Here is a 16,316-nt window from a genome sequence, read left to right on the forward strand (position 1 = left end):
CATGAAGAAACTTTTTTCTTACAAACTTAGCTTTTTTGTGCTGGCTGTTATACTGTTTTGGGCAAAAACGTATTTATCCTACAAGACTGAGTTTAATCTTGGGGTAAAAGGCACAACCCAGGAGATCCTCCTGATATTTAACCCATTCTCAAGCGCCGTCTTCTTTTTAGGACTGGCTTTGCTGGCGAAAGGGCGTAAATCAGCCATTATTATGCTGATTATCGATTTCTTGATGACATTTGTGTTATATGCAAATATTTTATTCTATCGTTTCTTTGACGATTTCTTGACGTTCCCGAACATTAAGCAGTCCGGAAACGTTGGAAACATGGGAGACGGTATTTTCAGTATCATGGCCGGTCATGATATTTTCTATTTCTTAGATATTATCATTTTGATTGCGGTATTGATCTGGAGACCTGAATTAAAAGAATACAAAATGAAAAAACGCTTTGCATCTTTAGTGATCCTTTCCGGGGTCGCACTGTTTTTCATCAACCTGCACTATGCGGAAAAAGACCGTCCGCAGCTGCTGACAAGAACGTTTGACCGCAATTATATCGTGAAATATTTAGGTCTTTACAACTACACCATTTATGACGGTGTACAGACGGCTCAAACAGAAACGCAAAGAGCCTATGCAAGCAGCGATGATTTAACAAGCGTCGAGAATTACACGACGTCTCATTATGCGAAACCGAACGCCGAGTACTTCGGCGCTGCCAAAGGCAAAAATATCATTAAAATTCACCTCGAAAGCTTCCAGTCGTTCCTGATTGACTACAAGCTGAACGGTGAAGAGGTAACGCCTTTCTTAAATAAACTTGCGCACGGCGGAGAAGATGTGACGTATTTTGATAACTTCTTCCATCAGACAGGCCAGGGAAAAACATCTGACGCCGAGCTGACAATGGATAACTCGATCTTCGGCCTTCCAGAAGGCTCCGCGTTTGTGACGAAAGGCGAAAACACTTACCAGTCGCTTCCGGCGATTTTAGACCAGAAGGAAGGCTATACAAGCGCTGTCCTGCATGGTGATTACAAATCGTTCTGGAACCGTGACCAGATTTACAAACATATCGGATACGACAAGTTCTTCGACGCAAGCACGTATGATATGTCAGATGAAAATGTCATTAATATGGGACTGAAGGATAAGCCGTTCTTTACAGAATCGATTCCAAAGCTTGAGTCTCTTAAACAGCCGTTTTACGCGCATTTGATTACATTGACAAACCATTATCCGTTTAACCTGGATGAAAAAGACGCGTCTCTTAAAAAAGCGACAACCGGCGATAACACAGTAGACAGCTACTTCCAAACAGCGCGTTACCTTGACGAAGCGCTTGAGCAATTCTTCAAGGAGCTGAAGGAAGCCGGCCTGTATGACAACTCAGTCATTATGATTTATGGTGACCATAACGGTATTTCAGAAAACCATAACCGAGCGATGAAAGAGATCCTTGGAAAAGAGATTACAGATTATCAAAACGCACAGAACCAGCGTGTGCCGCTGATGATCCGCGTTCCTGGCAAAAAAGGCGGAGTGAACCATACGTATGGCGGCGAAATTGACGTCATGCCGACACTTCTGCACTTAGAAGGAATTGATTCTCAGAAATATATCAACTTTGGTACTGACTTATTCTCTAAAGACCACGACGATACAGTGGCATTCAGAAACGGAGACTTCGTAACGCCGAAGTACACATCAGTCGACAATGTCATTTACGATACGAAGACTGGTGAAAAATTGAAAGCGAATGAAGAAACGAAGAATCTGAAAACAAGAGTGAACCAGCAGCTGAGCCTTTCAGACAGTGTCCTGTACAAAGACTTGCTGAGGTTCCATAAACTAAATGATTTCACAGCCGTTGATCCGTCAGACTATCATTACGGCAAGGAAAAAGAAATCAAATAAGATGAAAAAGAGCCTTGAGCGGGCGCATTGCCTTCGCTCAAGGCTCTTTTTTTGGTTATATAACCAACTTGAAAAAATAGATTCCATTTGGTCACCAAGGCCGTTTTTCTCTCATATCATTACAGTAGATTTTGAAACCGGTATTGAAATCGGACAAATTATCGGGGAAATGCCTTGATAGATTGTAAAGACGTACCAGGTTTCGAACTCAATATTCATAGAGATGAGGGGTAGAGATGAAAGCGGTCATTCTCTGCGGCGGAAAAGGAACGAGAATGAGTGAAATCACGAATGACATTCCTAAACCGCTCGCCATGATAGGCGGCAAACCGATTCTATGGCATATTATGAAAATCTATCAGTACTACGGAGTAAACGAGTTTATTCTGCTTTTGGGCTATAAAGGCGAAAAAATCAAAGAATACTTTCTCGACTATGAATGGAAGCACAACAGCCTGACACTCGACAGCGCTACGGGAGAGGTACAGATGCTGGGGCAGCCTGAAACGTGGAAAATTACGTTTTTGGAGACTGGGGAAGATACGCTGACAGCCGGAAGAATCTTGCAGGCGAAAGACTATATCGGTGATGAAACATTTCTGCTCACCTATGGGGACGGGCTGGCCAATATCAATCTTTTCCATCTCATCAGCTATCATCAGACAAAAGGTGCTGCCGCGACTGTCACCGGCATTGACAAAGTCTCGCAGTTTGGCACCTTGACGGTTGAGGACGGCATGGCGAAAACATTTTCTGAGAAGACATCAAGTGACGGAATCATCAATGGCGGATTCTTCGTTCTCAGTCCCAAGGTTTTCGATTATTTGCCGAAGGACGGGAACACAATGTTCGAAGATGAACCGCTGAAGAACCTTGCCAAAGACGGAGAGCTTGCCGTGTACCGCCATTATGGATTTTGGACGGCCATCGATACGTATAAAAATCTCTTAGAAGTCAACAAGATGTGGGATCAAGGACAACAAGTATGGAAGGTATGGTGAACCGATTTGAGTTTCTGGAAAAATAAAAACGTATTTGTTACGGGGTGTACAGGTCTTTTAGGAAGCTATTTGGTGAAAGAGCTGATCGAACAGGGCGCAAACGTGACGGGGCTTGTCAGGGATCATGTGCCCCAATCTAATCTGTATCAGGGAGACCATATCAAGAAAATGAACATCGTGCGGGGCTCTCTTGAAGACTTGGCTGTCATTGAACGCGCGCTTGGCGAGTACGAGATCGACACTGTCTTTCACCTCGCTGCACAAGCGATTGTCGGGGTGGCAAACCGCAACCCGATTTCTACCTTTGAAGCAAATATTCTCGGCACATGGAATATTCTCGAAGCCTGCCGCAAGCATCCGTTAATTAAGCGGGTCATTGTCGCTTCAAGTGATAAAGCTTACGGCGATCAAGAAAACCTTCCGTACGACGAAAACATGCCGCTGCAGGGCAAGCACCCGTACGACGTCTCAAAAAGCTGCGCAGATCTGATCAGCCACACCTATTTTCACACGTACGGGCTTCCGGTCTGTATTACGCGCTGCGGAAACTTATACGGCGGCGGGGATTTAAACTTCAACCGCATCATTCCTCAGACGATTCAGCTTGTGCTGAACGGGGAAGCGCCGGAAATCCGCAGCGATGGCACCTTTGTCCGGGACTACTTCTATATTGAAGATGCCGTTCAGGCTTATTTGCTTCTTGCAGAGAAAATGGAAGAAAACAATCTTGCCGGAGAGGCCTTTAACTTCAGCAATGAGATCCAGCTGACCGTCCTTGAACTGGTAGAGAAAATTTTGAAGAAAATGAACAGTAATCTGAAACCTAAGGTGCTGAATCAGGGAAGCAATGAAATCAAACATCAATATTTATCCGCGGAAAAAGCGAGAAAGCTGCTGAATTGGACACCGGCCTACACCATTGATGAAGGACTTGAAAAAACGATTGAGTGGTATACGGAATTCTTCAAAAAGTAATGTGAAACGAGGTGAACATGACTGTGACCAGCGCGTATTGCACCGTTTTATCAAAAGGAAGATTATATCAGGCAGTCGCCTTATTTAAGTCATTAGAGCGAGTAGACCAAGACAGTCCCATTTTTACGCTGTGCATGGACGAAGATACGCACCGCGTGTTACAGAAGCTGAAGATGAAGCAGCTGAACCTTGTGCCGGTGGCCGCTCTTGAAAATGAAATGCTTCTAAAGCTGAAGGAAACTAGAGATCAAAGTGAGTATTGCTGGACGATGAAGCCGATCTTTCTGCAAGCTGTGCTGAACAGCAATCCCGAGCTGGAGCGTGTGACATACATTGACGGGGATCTCTTTTTCTACGCAGATCCATCGCCGATTTTTGAAAACCAGCCGGACTGTTCGGTGCTGCTTTCGCGGGGGGATATTGTCATTCCTTCTTTTGAGAAAGATCAGATTGACATGCTGCAGCGTCTTTTAGGCAGATATAATTCCGGATTTATCAGCTTCAAGCATGATGATGCAGGCACGGACTGCTTGGAGTGGTGGAAGGAACGCTGTCTCGAGGAATGCAAAAATGCGCCGGGTGAAGGAAAATTCGGTGACCAGGGCTATTTGGATTATATGTCTGGGCTATTTCCGAATGTTTGTGATATTACGACACCCGGCGTGAACATTGGTCATTGGAATTATGGGCAGCATACGTTTTCGTGGGAGGATGGCCGGATCGTGCTGGAGGATGGCAGTCCGCTGATTTTTTATCATTTCAGCGGATACCGAATCGTCGGCATCAATGAAATCAAGCAGATTCATGAAACAACCCGCACAGACCTGCCGTTTGTGCATGAACTGTATCAAGAGACACTGCCGCATATCATTGAGCACATCAAAACATTAGACCCTGAATTTAACGGTTTTGCTTCAAAAGATGACAACAAATAAATGAGTAAATACAGGAAGTGAAAATGAAGTGAAAGCAAGCGTTATTATTCCTGCATATAATTCAAAGGAGCGTCTTTATAATAGCCTTCTGTCATTAAACCAGCAGGAGTGCGATGAAGAATTCGAAGTCATTGTAGCGGACAATGGCTCTGAGGACGGGACGCTCTCAATGCTTGAATCATTTCAAGCGGATTTTCCGCTGATTTTTACCCGGATTAAAGAAAACAGGGGGATTGCGTACGGTCGAAATCAGGCGCTGCGCAATGCCAGAGGAGATATCCTGATTTTCCATGACAGCGATATGCTTGCGGCAAAGGACCTTGTGGCAAAGCATATTAAAGCCCATGAGAATGAAGAGAATCTCGTCGTGTGTGGGTTGTTTTGGAAGCGGATCTACAGTTTTTATTATGAACGATTTGAAGAAGAACATAAGGAACAGCTCGCAAAGCTCACAGATGAAATGCCGAAAAAAGACAAACAAAAGCTGCTGGAGGAAGCGGACATTAGAAACGGAAGCTTTCTTGATAAAAGCTTTGACCTTAATACCGACTTTATTGACGTGCTCAAGCAGATTTTAGATGAGTACGGAGATGATCTGGAAGGCTATCATATGCCATGGCGCTTTTTTATCACGAATAATTCCTCTGTTAAACGCAAACATGTCGTTGATCTCGGTTTATTTGACGAAGGCATTGTGCGGTACGGGTTTGAGGATTATGATCTCGGCATCAGGCTTCATCAGGCCGGATTGACCTTCAGGCTTCGGCGCGATATTGTCAGTGTTCATCAGGAGCATCCAAGCAATTGTAAGTCTGTAGACGATATTCGGGCAAACATTGCCTATATGTGCGATAAATACAACAATATCCGCTCCTTAGACGTTCATCTCGCTTTTAATGGGCCGTTCCCGCCTGACATGACAAACAGAATCATGGATGATATTCAAAAGCTGCTGGAATCTCAGAAATATGATCTGCTGCTGAATCTGTTTCTTGAGCTTCTGCATGTTGTTAAAGAGCGCAATATTGATCCGGATTGGCGAAAGAAATCCCCAAGGGTGACGGCGAAAAGCTTTGATTTACAAACTGTCCGCAAGCTTCTGCCAAAAGCGAAGAAAAAGCTAGGCGTTAATGACTTCGCCAACGCACTGTATGCGCTTGTGAACGATTTGCTGCACGTGGATCTTAGATCATTGGATGTGGTATAAGTGAGTACATTTCATTTTTCAACGATAGTGTCAAGGACACATATCTTTAAGCTCATGCCCATGATTCATTCTCTCCATGAGCATTGCGATGATTTTCATTTATATGTGCTGTGTGTCGACCAGAAAGCGTACGAATTGCTACAGCACGTTCCATGGGAGCATGTCAGCTTTGTGCAGCTGCATGAAATGGAAGACCCGGAGCTGCTGAAAGCGAAAAGCAACAGAACGTTTCATGAATATTGCTGGACGTTAAAACCGGCCTTTTTGTTTCATGTGATGAGCAAGTGGGATGACGCTGAATACTTTGCCCATATGGATACGGATCTATTTTTCTTTTCTGATCCGGCACGTATTTTTGCAGAAAACCCAACGGCGTCTCTGTATTTGACTGATCATCGTAATTCGCCGCGCTTCACGTCCTACTACGACCGAACCGGACGCTTTAATACAGGCTTTGTCGGTGCCGGTAATACAAAGGAAGCATATGAAGCGGTATGGCAGTGGAGACAGGACTGTATTGCATTTTGCACGGTCGAAATGGATACGGAACGAAAGACATATGGTGATCAAAGATATGTGGAGAAATGGCCGGCGCAGTTTAAAGGTGTTCATGTTGTCAAATCAATAGGAGCCAATACAGCGCTTTGGAATATCGAAAACTATAAGGTCGGGCAAAAGGACGGCCGCGTGTATATAGATGAAACGCCGCTGATTTTCTATCATTTCTCTGGGTTTACACTGGTGACAGAAAAAGAGTTTAATCTTTGCTGGTACTACCGGATTGAAGATGAAGCGACAATTGAGATGATTTATATGCCGTATATATTAAATCTGAAAAAATGGATTGATGAAATACAGTCCGCGTTTCCAGACTTTGCGGACGGATTTATCCCGAAGCATGCAGTGCCTGACACTCATTTTATACAGCTGGATTAAAAAAACCCTGCCGCTGGGCAGGGTTTTTTAGCTATGCCATTCTCTCACCTTCTGGTCACTTGGCAATAGGAAGGCAAGGATGCCGAGAACAGGCAGAAAGGCAATGGCGATCATCGTCGGGGTCAGTCCCGCTGCATCAATCAGAGCGCCCAGCGCCACAGCGCCGATCGCGCCCATCCCGAAGGCAAGACCGACGGTTAACCCAGACATTGTGCCGATTTTTCCAGGAACTAGTTCCTGTGCATAGACAACCGTTACGGAGAAGCTCGACATCAGAACCACGCCAATCAATGCGAGCACGCCATAGGCGAGAACCGGGCCGGCAAATGGCAGCAAAATCGCCAGCGGCGCCGAGCATAACAGCGAACTGAGGATAACGAAGCGTTTTCCAAAACGGTCTGCAAGCGGGCCGCCGAGAAACGTGCCGATCGCGCCAAACAGCAAGAAGACAAAAATATAGCTTTGTGCCTGCTGAATGCTTACGTGATATGTATCCATCGCGTAAAACGTGTAAAAGTTGCCGATCGCACTCGTATACCAGGAACGCGCAAAAATGAGAAATATAATAATAATAAGAGCAGATACAACAGATTTGGTGATGGCTGTGTTTTCAGCCGTTTTCTTTTGCTTGCCTGATTTCTGGGCGAGACTGCCAAGACGTGAGGCGTACCATTTCGCAATATACATGAGAAACATAACAGCAAGCGCGGCGACAAGCGTGAACCAAACAGCGCCGAATTGCCCGAGCGGCACAAGGATCAGCGCGGTGATCAGCGGCGCCATCGCCTGGCCTGAGTTTCCGCCCACTTGATAAATCGACTGGGCGAGTCCGCGTTTTGTGCCGGCGGCCATATACGCCACACGAGAGCCCTCCGGATGGAAAATGGCTGAGCCTAATCCAATGAAAAACACACAGCATAAGATCGTGATGAATGACGGGGCGAATGCAAGACCCAAAATGCCAAGCATGCTGGCGGTCAAACCGACTGGAAGCGCGTACGGCCGCGGCCGTTTATCGGTATACCAGCCGACGACAGGCTGCATCACGGATGACACCATGTTTAATGTGAAAGCGATGATGCCGAGCTGTGTAAACGTCAGGCTCATGGAGCGTTCCAAAATAGGAAACATGGCCGGAATCACGGCCTGCAGCGAATCGTTGAGCATATGGCAGATTCCGATAATAATCAAAATCGGATACACCGTGGTGCCGGGTTTTTGAACTGTTTTTTCTTTTAACGGGGCGGCGATAGCCAATTGAGTCTCCTCCTTACATATATAGCCAAAGCATACCATCATATTATTCATAAGGTGAAGAATTTATCAAGAGGAAAAAAGACTTTTATGAAAGAAACGCCGTCAGCCGATTAGCAGCTGACGGTATTTTCGATATTCAAAATGTGATATAGCTCTTCAAGCTTACGAATCTCATAGGTTGGGATGATCTCTGGCACATTCGGCTTCATCTCAGGGTTCATCCAGCAAGTATCAAGCCCGGCGAGCTGGCCGCCTTTAATGTCAGCAGTCAACGAATCCCCAATGATTAATGTGTGCTCTGCTGAAAATTGGGGAATCCGTTCAAACACGTAATCGAAATATTCTTTCATCGGCTTTTGGAAGCCTGTGTCTTCAGAAACGAAAATGTCCTTGAAGAACGGAAATAATCCTGAGTCACGGAGACGCTTGTATTGTGTGTTAGACACGCCGTTTGTCACGATGTACAAATCAAACTGATGCTGCAGATTTGAGATGAGAGCAAAAGCACCGTCTATCAGCTGATGTCCTTCTTCAAGAAAGCTGCGGTATTTTTGCTCAAGCAAAGCGCCGTCCGCCTCGTAACCGTACTCCTCGAGCAAAGCGGAAAAACGCGTATTCACGACTTCATCCCGTGTTATCTTTCCTTCTTCAAAGGCTCTCCAGAGACCTTGATTGATGGCTTTATATTGCGACTTCATGTCACTTGTTAAAGGAATGTTTTGATCTTCAAACAGCAAACGCAGGGCCAAAGCTTCTGCCGCTTTAAAATCAAGGATGGTATCATCTACATCAAATAATAAAGTGCGGTATTGTTTCATCTGTGTGTCTTCCCTTCTCATATGTACTCAAAGTATAGCACATAAAAAAAGGAAAAAGCCGGCGGATGAGTGAGGCAGCGCCGGCTGAAAAAGAGATTATTTGTTTAATAAACTGTGTTTTCTCGAATATAGGAAGTAAACCAGTGTTCCGACAGCGATCCAGATGACAAATGAAAGCCATGTGACGCCGGGAAGGCTGTACATGAACCAGAGGCAGATGCCTGCGCTGATAATCGGCACAACCGGAACGAATGGTACTCTGAAGGACGCTTTGATTTCAGGATGTTTCTTTCTTAACACAATGACAGCAATGGAAATGACCGTAAACGCGGCAAGTGTTCCCATGTTCACCAGATGAGCCAGCGTTCCGAGGTTAATAAACCCGGCGATTCCCGCTGCAACGATCCCTGTGAGCCATGTATTGCGAAACGGCGTTTTAAATGACGGATGCACCTTTGCGAACAAGCCAGGCAGAAGGCCGTCTCTGCTCATGGCAAATGTCAAGCGGACCTGAGCGTACAGCAAAGCGAGCATCACCGTCGTAATCCCGATAATCGCACCAACAGAAATAATTCCGGCGACAGTGTCCTGTCCGACGAATTTCAGCGCGAAGGACACCGGATCTCCGACATTCAATTTGGCATAAGGCATCATGCCTGTCAGCACAAGCGATACCGCGATGTACAGAACCGTACAGACGGCTAGAGCTGAAATAATGCCGACGGGCATGTTTTTTTGTGGATTTTTCACTTCCTCTGAAGCGTTAGAAACCGCGTCAAACCCAAGGTACGCGAAGAAAACAGTGGCAGCGCTCAGAATGACGCCTTTCATCCCAAATGGCATAAAAGGTGACCAGTTGTCCGGTTTCACATAGCCGATGCCGACAATAATGAACAATAAAATGATCGCGATTTTCATCAGTACGATGACGTTGTTAAAGCGTGTGCTTTCCTTGACGCCTCTGCTGACAATCGCAGTGATGAGGAGAATGATCACTGCAGCCGGAAGATTAAATACGGCATCCGGCGTGCTTCCCGGCGCTCCTGTCAGTGCAGCCGGAAGATGGAGATTAAAGCCGGCAAGCAGCGATTGAAAGTAGGAAGACCAGCCGGTGGCAACCGCCGACAGTGCAATGACATATTCAAGCATGAGATCCCATCCGATCAAAAAGGCGAGCAGCTCTCCAAGTGTCACGTATGAGTATGAGTACACGCTTCCCGAAATCGGAATGGAAGACGAAAACTCAGCATAACAGAATGCAGCCAGCGCACAGGCGAGCCCTGCTAAAATAAACGATATGATGAGGGCGGGACCTGCACCGGTCGCTGCCACTGTTCCTGTAATGACAAAAATCCCTGTACCGATGACACAACCTATACCGAGCAAGGTTAAATCAAATGCGCTTAACGTACGGGCAAGGCTTTTTGACTTGCTCTGCGCACTCAATGTTTCAAGGGGTTTTTTTCTAAATAATGAACTCATCAAAAGTTCCTCCTGAAAATATTCAAAATATTCTAATCATTATATACAGTTCTTGTTGTATTATATTGTCGAAATTTGACGCAGTCAATAAAATATTTTTCTGCTTTAAACGATAGAAGCGAAACAGCGTTGTCGTATCATAGGATAGCAATTTTTACTAATCTAATATTCAATTTTATGCAGGATGAACCGATAGAAAAAATAGATTCGCCCATATTTTGATTTGCGGTTATAAAGGAGATGCTGACCATGTTTCAATATGAAGAGTTGAATAAACAGTATATCGGCGGGAAATGGCAGGAGGGCAGCAGCCCAAATGTATTGGAAAACAAAAATCCTTATACTCAAAAAACATTCACAACATTCCGTAAAGCGACTGCTGACGATGTAGATGAAGCGTACCGGGCAGCGGCGCTGGCGAAGAAAAAATGGGATGCGGTCAATCCGTTCGAAAAAAGATCCATTTTAGAAAAAGCCGTCACGTATATCGAAGAAAACGAAGAAGCCATCATTTATTTGATTATGGAAGAGCTTGGCGGAACAAGGCTCAAAGCAGCCTTTGAAATCGGTCTTGTCAAAAACATCATAAAAGAAGCGGCAACGTTCCCTGTCCGCATGGAAGGTAAAATTCTTCCGTCCACAATAGACGGAAAGGAAAACAGATTATATCGCGTGCCGGCAGGTGTTGTCGGTGTCATCAGTCCATTTAACTTCCCATTCTTTTTATCTATGAAATCAGTGGCGCCTGCACTCGGAGCCGGCAATGGCGTTGTGTTAAAGCCGCATGAGGAAACGCCAATATGCGGCGGAACGCTGATTGCGAAAATTTTTGAGAACGCGGGAATCCCAGAGGGTCTGCTGAATGTTGTTGTCACAGACATTGCTGAAATCGGAGACAGCTTCGTTGAGCATCCAGTGCCGCGGATTATCTCATTTACCGGTTCTACGAAAGTCGGCAGCTACATCGGGCAGCTTGCGATGAAGCATTTTAAAAAGCCGCTTCTTGAGCTTGGCGGGAATAGCGCCTTCATCGTGCTTGAGGATGCAGATATAGAATATGCGGTCAACGCGGCGGTGTTCAGCCGATTTACACATCAAGGACAAATTTGCATGTCAGCCAATCGCGTGCTTGTCCATTCATCTATTTATGATAAGTTCCTTGAGCTCTATCAGGCAAAAGTGGAATCGCTGAAAGTCGGCGACCCAATGGACCCTGATACGATTATCGGGCCATTAATCAACAGCAGACAGACGGACGGGCTGATGAAGTCTGTTGAGCAAGCAATTGAAGAAGGCGCTGTACCGGTGAAGCTTGGCGGATTTAACGGGACGATTGTGGAACCGACGATCTTAAAAGACATCAAACCGTTCATGAGCATTGCCAAGGAAGAGCTGTTCGGGCCGGTCGTCTCCTTTATGAAGTTTGATTCAGAAGACGAAGCGGTGGATATCGCAAACGAAACGCCGTTTGGATTGAGCGGTGCCGTACATACGTCAAATCTTGAGCGTGGCGTGGCTTTTGCGAAACGCATTGAAACAGGCATGATTCACGTTAATGACACGACCATTAATGATGAACCGAATGTAGCCTTCGGCGGTGAAAAGCAATCAGGCCTCGGCCGTTTGAACGGTGAGTGGAGCCTTGAAGAATTTACAACGCTGAAATGGATCTCGGTTCAGCACGAAAAACGCAGCTTCCCTTATTAATGAATAGGAGTGAATGGAATTGAGCATAAAAACGGAAAAAGAAACGGCAGATATTCTGGACGCATTTATCAAAGTAGCCCCTTATTTAAACAGCCTGGTTCAAGATGATATTACAATCGGCATTTATGATACGGAAAAGCTGCTCGTGAACATACCGGCCAAAACCTTTTCGCTGAACGTAAAAGCCGGCGATCCGCTGCAGGAAGGGGATATCATCACAGATGCCATCCGCAGCAATCAGAAGAAAACGAGCATGGTTCCGAAAGAATTGTTCGGCTTCCCGTTGATCGCCCGTGCGATCCCGCTCCACGACGAGAATGGAAGAGTCATTGGAGGCGTTGGCCTCGGTACGAGCCTTGAGGAGTCATCGAAGCTGCATGATGTGGCAGAAAGCTTATCGGCTGTTGTTGAACAAACGGCCGCGGCCATTTCCGACATTTCTGAATCAATTAACGGGTTTTCAACTCAAATGTCAGGCATTTCCTCTCAGGCGAAAAAAGTAAGCGAAAGCGCCGGTGAAATCGCCGATATTTCAGTCACTGTTAAAGGCATCTCTGACCAAAGCAATCTGCTTGGCTTGAACGCCGCGATCGAAGCGGCAAGAGCAGGGGAGTCCGGAAAAGGCTTCTCTGTCGTCGCAGATGAGATCAGAAAGCTGGCGACGCATTCAAAAGAAAATGTCGGCCAAATTGACCAGATTACGAAAAAAATCCACAGCCTGCTAAAAGGGCTGGAGGAATCCATTGAGTCAATTAATCAGCATACAGACGGACAAGCCGCTGCCGTTGAACAAATTTCCGCCACAATGCAGGAGATTTCAGGAAGCGCGCAGCATCTTGCAAAAATGGCAGAAAAAGCGCTTGAGGAAGAGTAAGAGACCGGGGACAAACGTCCCCGGTCTTTTTCTTATCCCGCATTTCCATGAAATTCGTCTGACGTTTTACTAGTTTTATTCCAGCGGCTGATTTAAAATGTACACATGAACTTACGTGAGGATTGATAGGAACCATGAGCATATTAAAAGCGGAAAATCTTTATAAAACATACGGAGATAAAACATTATTTGACCATATCTCCTTTCATATTGAAGAGAATGAGAGAATCGGATTAATCGGGCCGAACGGAACAGGGAAATCAACGCTGCTGAAAGTGATTGCCGGCCTGGAATCTATCGAAGAAGGAGAAATCACGAAATCCGGAAGCGTGCACGTGGAATTTCTTCATCAAGACCCTGAGCTGCCCGCGGGGCAAACAGTACTGGAACATATCTATTCCGGTGAATCGGCTGTGATGAAAACCTTGCGTGAATATGAAAAAGCGTTGCATGAATTGGGGAAAGATCCCGAAAATGAACAGCGCCAGAAACACCTGCTGGCAGCGCAGGCGAAAATGGACGCGAACAACGCATGGGATGCAAACACCCTGGCAAAAACCGTACTGACTAAGCTGGGTGTCAGCGATGTAACAAAGCCGGTCAACGAGCTCTCAGGGGGCCAGAAAAAACGGGTAGCCATTGCCAAAAACTTAATTCAGCCCGCTGATCTGCTCATTTTAGACGAGCCGACAAACCATTTGGATAATGAAACGATTGAGTGGCTTGAAGGATATTTAAGCCAATATCCCGGCTCTGTTATGCTGGTCACGCACGATAGATATTTCTTAAACCGTGTCACGAATCGCATTTATGAGTTAGAACGAGGCAGCCTCTACACGTATAAAGGCAACTATGAAGTGTTTTTAGAAAAACGCGCGGAACGGGAAGCGCAGGCTGAGCAAAAGGAAACGAAGCGGCAAAACCTGCTGCGCCGTGAACTGGCTTGGCTCAGACGAGGAGCGAAAGCCCGCTCCACAAAACAAAAAGCGAGAATTGACCGGGTAGAGTCGCTTAAAGAGCAGAAAGGCCCTCAGTCATCAGGTTCACTCGATTTTGCCATTGGCTCGCACCGTCTCGGCAAACAGGTCATTGAAGCGGAGAACGTCATGATCGCTTATGACGGCCGCATGCTCGTCGACCGCTTTAATGAACTTGTCATACCGGGTGAACGGATCGGAATCATCGGGCCAAACGGCATCGGGAAAACAACGCTGTTAAACACCCTTGCCGGCCGTCATACGCCGGACGGAGGCGATATTACGATCGGACAGACGGTCAGAATCGGCTACTATACTCAGGATCATAGTGAAATGAACGGTGAGTTAAAGGTCATTGACTATATAAAAGAAACGGCGGAGGTCGTAAAAACGGCAGATGGCGATATCATTACAGCTGAACAAATGCTCGAGCGTTTCCTCTTCCCGCGTTCGATGCAGCAGACGTATATCCGCAAGCTGTCCGGCGGGGAAAAACGCCGTTTATACTTGCTACAGGTTCTCATGCAGGAGCCGAATGTCCTGTTTCTCGATGAGCCGACGAACGATTTGGATACTGAAACATTAAGCGTTCTTGAGGATTACATCGATCAATTCCCTGGCGTCGTCATTACCGTATCCCATGACCGCTATTTCCTTGACCGCGTCGTCGACCGTTTGATTGTGTTTGAAGGAAATGGTGTCATTTCCCGCTTCCAAGGCTCCTACAGCGATTATATGGAAGAATCAAAAGCGAAAAAAACAACTGAAAAATCGGCTGCTGAAGCAAAACAAGCTGAAGCCGAGCCAAAGAAAAAACGGAAAAAGCTTTCTTACAAAGACCAGCTGGAATGGGACGGCATCGAAGATAAAATTGCTCAGCTGGAAGAAAAACATGAACAGCTCGAAGCTGACATCGCCGCAGCAGGCAGTGATTTTGGCAAAATCCAAGAGCTGATGGCCGAGCAGGCGAAAACGGCGGAAGAGCTTGAGGCTGCGATGGACCGCTGGACAGAATTGTCCCTCATGATCGAAGAACTGGAAAGCTAAAAAGCGTGGCCGCAGCAGGCCGCGCTTTTTTTCACATAATGTACAAAAACGAATCGGCCTGCTTATGATAGGATGGAATTGTGTGTCAGCGGCACATGGAAAACTAACGGAGATGATGAAGTATGACATGGGCGATCGTGATGTTAATTCTCATGAGTCTGGTGAAAATCGTATTAACCTGTCTTCCTACAGGCGTCATAGAATGGCTGCTCAGCAAATTTGAAGTGCACGCCAAGCTTAGTGATGAAAATGCGAGCCTCTCTCTAGACGGAAAACGTCTCGAGGGTACAGAGAAGCAGAAAGTGATTGATCAATTTAACGAAGCTGTCTTCCTGGAGAAATATTATATTTACCCAGGTGACGAAGAGCGTTATTTATATCCGGAAAACGGCGGCACGCCGCTGGTGATAGATACGAAAAAAGGCAAACATGATGTGAGGCTGTTTGTATACCGCTACGACGACCATATCGACGTCGTAAAACAGTACAAGAAGAAAGTGATTGCGTATCGAGTGCTTTCAGAAAGCCTTCAAAAAGAGTCTCTGTCACTGGCGGGAAGTTTAGCTTAAACAGGAAAGTGAAAGACGGGTGCTTTATGCTGCTCGTCTTTTTTATTGCTTTTCAAAAGTTAACGTTTACGTTAAGGTTCAAAAGGTGTATAATGGTAACAGAAACGGCGAAGGGGGATTTACCTTGGAATGGATGAAGATTGATCAAGTGGCCAAAAGAAGCGGGCTGACAAAGCGGACCATCCGGTTTTATGAAGAAATCGGTTTGATTCCGGCGCCGAAACGGACAGACGGCGGTGTAAGGCTTTATTCAGAGGATGATATGGAGGAGCTTGAGAAAGTCATCAGCACAAAAGAGGTGCTCGGTTTTTCCCTTCAGGAGCTTCAGCATTTCATGGAAACCAGCCGTCAGCTAGAGTTAAACAAAGAGGGGTATTTGTTGTCACTGGATCCTAAGGAACGGAAAGAAAAACTGGAGGAAATTCAGGAAACCCTGAATCACCAGCTGGGTTTGATTGATGAGAAAATCCGCACATTCCAAAGCTTTAAAGAACATCTGCAGGGCATGAAAGAAAAAGCGGAACGTGGCATTCAATCAATCGAATGAAAAGTTTGTTAAACGCTATTTTTGTAGCGTTTCTTTTAATGGAATAAAGATGGAGGTCAGGTC

14 protein-coding genes are annotated in these 16,316 nt (G+C 45.9%); 11 read left to right on the top strand and 3 right to left on the bottom strand.

The features are described from left to right. Position 1 precedes the first annotated feature (1 nt). From ltaS1 to CDO84_RS03095, 6 genes are all read left to right on the top strand, one after another. Positions 2–1,921, top strand: a complete 1,920-nt coding sequence (gene ltaS1, locus CDO84_RS03070; RefSeq protein WP_040083991.1) for a lipoteichoic acid synthase LtaS1 — start codon at positions 2–4, stop codon at positions 1,919–1,921. Between the two features lie 236 nt (positions 1,922–2,157). Further along, on the top strand, positions 2,158–2,922 hold the full coding sequence (locus tag CDO84_RS03075) for a glucose-1-phosphate cytidylyltransferase (RefSeq protein WP_014663152.1): 765 nt from the start codon (positions 2,158–2,160) through the stop codon (positions 2,920–2,922). Positions 2,923–2,928: 6 nt separating this feature from the next. Further along, a complete protein-coding gene (locus CDO84_RS03080) occupies positions 2,929–3,897 on the top strand; it encodes a GDP-mannose 4,6-dehydratase (RefSeq protein ID WP_040083881.1) in 969 nt (322 codons plus the stop codon). 23 nt (positions 3,898–3,920) lie between these two features. Further along, a complete protein-coding gene (locus tag CDO84_RS03085) occupies positions 3,921–4,832 on the top strand; it encodes a putative nucleotide-diphospho-sugar transferase (RefSeq protein ID WP_040083880.1) in 912 nt (303 codons plus the stop codon). Positions 4,833–4,860: 28 nt separating this feature from the next. After that, positions 4,861–6,039, top strand: coding sequence for a glycosyltransferase family 2 protein (locus CDO84_RS03090; protein WP_040083879.1), 1,179 nt, complete (start codon positions 4,861–4,863; stop codon positions 6,037–6,039). Then, complete coding sequence (locus CDO84_RS03095) at positions 6,040–6,975, top strand: putative nucleotide-diphospho-sugar transferase (protein WP_040083878.1); 936 nt, start codon at positions 6,040–6,042, stop codon at positions 6,973–6,975. A gap of 27 nt (positions 6,976–7,002) precedes the next feature. Here the strand turns inward: CDO84_RS03095 and CDO84_RS03100 are convergent, their stop codons facing one another. From CDO84_RS03100 to CDO84_RS03110, 3 genes are all read right to left on the bottom strand, one after another. Continuing rightward, entirely contained in the window at positions 7,003–8,232 is a 1,230-nt protein-coding gene (locus tag CDO84_RS03100; RefSeq protein WP_040083877.1) for an MFS transporter, read from the bottom strand. Between the two features lie 110 nt (positions 8,233–8,342). Continuing rightward, the gene (locus CDO84_RS03105) at positions 8,343–9,050 is read right to left on the bottom strand and encodes a YjjG family noncanonical pyrimidine nucleotidase (protein ID WP_040083876.1); all 708 of its coding nucleotides are present in this window, start codon (positions 9,048–9,050) and stop codon (positions 8,343–8,345) included. A gap of 96 nt (positions 9,051–9,146) precedes the next feature. Continuing rightward, on the bottom strand, positions 9,147–10,532 hold the full coding sequence (locus CDO84_RS03110) for a branched-chain amino acid transporter BcaP (protein WP_040083874.1): 1,386 nt from the start codon (positions 10,530–10,532) through the stop codon (positions 9,147–9,149). Positions 10,533–10,781: 249 nt separating this feature from the next. Between CDO84_RS03110 and yfmT the strand changes: the two genes are divergently transcribed. From yfmT to CDO84_RS03135, 5 genes are all read left to right on the top strand, one after another. Then, on the top strand, positions 10,782–12,239 hold the full coding sequence (gene yfmT, locus CDO84_RS03115; protein WP_040083872.1) for a benzaldehyde dehydrogenase: 1,458 nt from the start codon (positions 10,782–10,784) through the stop codon (positions 12,237–12,239). Positions 12,240–12,708: 469 nt separating this feature from the next. Beyond that, on the top strand, positions 12,709–13,113 hold the full coding sequence (locus CDO84_RS21895) for a methyl-accepting chemotaxis protein (RefSeq protein WP_369888597.1): 405 nt from the start codon (positions 12,709–12,711) through the stop codon (positions 13,111–13,113). 134 nt (positions 13,114–13,247) lie between these two features. Continuing rightward, positions 13,248–15,137, top strand: coding sequence for an ABC-F family ATP-binding cassette domain-containing protein (locus tag CDO84_RS03125; RefSeq protein WP_040083869.1), 1,890 nt, complete (start codon positions 13,248–13,250; stop codon positions 15,135–15,137). A 122-nt stretch (positions 15,138–15,259) separates the two neighbouring features. Next, complete coding sequence (locus CDO84_RS03130; RefSeq protein ID WP_040083867.1) at positions 15,260–15,706, top strand: YfmQ family protein; 447 nt, start codon at positions 15,260–15,262, stop codon at positions 15,704–15,706. 124 nt (positions 15,707–15,830) lie between these two features. Next, positions 15,831–16,253, top strand: a complete 423-nt coding sequence (locus CDO84_RS03135) for a MerR family transcriptional regulator (RefSeq protein ID WP_040083865.1) — start codon at positions 15,831–15,833, stop codon at positions 16,251–16,253. The last annotated feature ends 63 nt before the right edge of the window (positions 16,254–16,316 follow it).

The sequence above is a fragment of the Bacillus sp. MD-5 genome, assembly GCF_002201875.1.
Classification (GTDB): Bacteria; Bacillota; Bacilli; order Bacillales; family Bacillaceae; genus Bacillus; species Bacillus stercoris.

What these genes read in the sequence shown, in the direction of transcription:
- ltaS1 (WP_040083991.1), top strand. Translation starts at nt 2, where the DNA reads ATGAAGAAACTTTTTTCTTACAAACTTAGCTTTTTTGTGCTGGCTGTT.
- CDO84_RS03075 (WP_014663152.1), top strand. Translation starts at nt 2,158, where the DNA reads ATGAAAGCGGTCATTCTCTGCGGCGGAAAAGGAACGAGAATGAGTGAA.
- CDO84_RS03105 (WP_040083876.1), bottom strand. Translation starts at nt 9,050, where the DNA reads ATGAAACAATACCGCACTTTATTATTTGATGTAGATGATACCATCCTT.
- CDO84_RS03110 (WP_040083874.1), bottom strand. Translation starts at nt 10,532, where the DNA reads ATGAGTTCATTATTTAGAAAAAAACCCCTTGAAACATTGAGTGCGCAG.
- yfmT (WP_040083872.1), top strand. Translation starts at nt 10,782, where the DNA reads ATGTTTCAATATGAAGAGTTGAATAAACAGTATATCGGCGGGAAATGG.
- CDO84_RS21895 (WP_369888597.1), top strand. Translation starts at nt 12,709, where the DNA reads ATGTCAGGCATTTCCTCTCAGGCGAAAAAAGTAAGCGAAAGCGCCGGT.
- CDO84_RS03125 (WP_040083869.1), top strand. Translation starts at nt 13,248, where the DNA reads ATGAGCATATTAAAAGCGGAAAATCTTTATAAAACATACGGAGATAAA.
- CDO84_RS03130 (WP_040083867.1), top strand. Translation starts at nt 15,260, where the DNA reads ATGACATGGGCGATCGTGATGTTAATTCTCATGAGTCTGGTGAAAATC.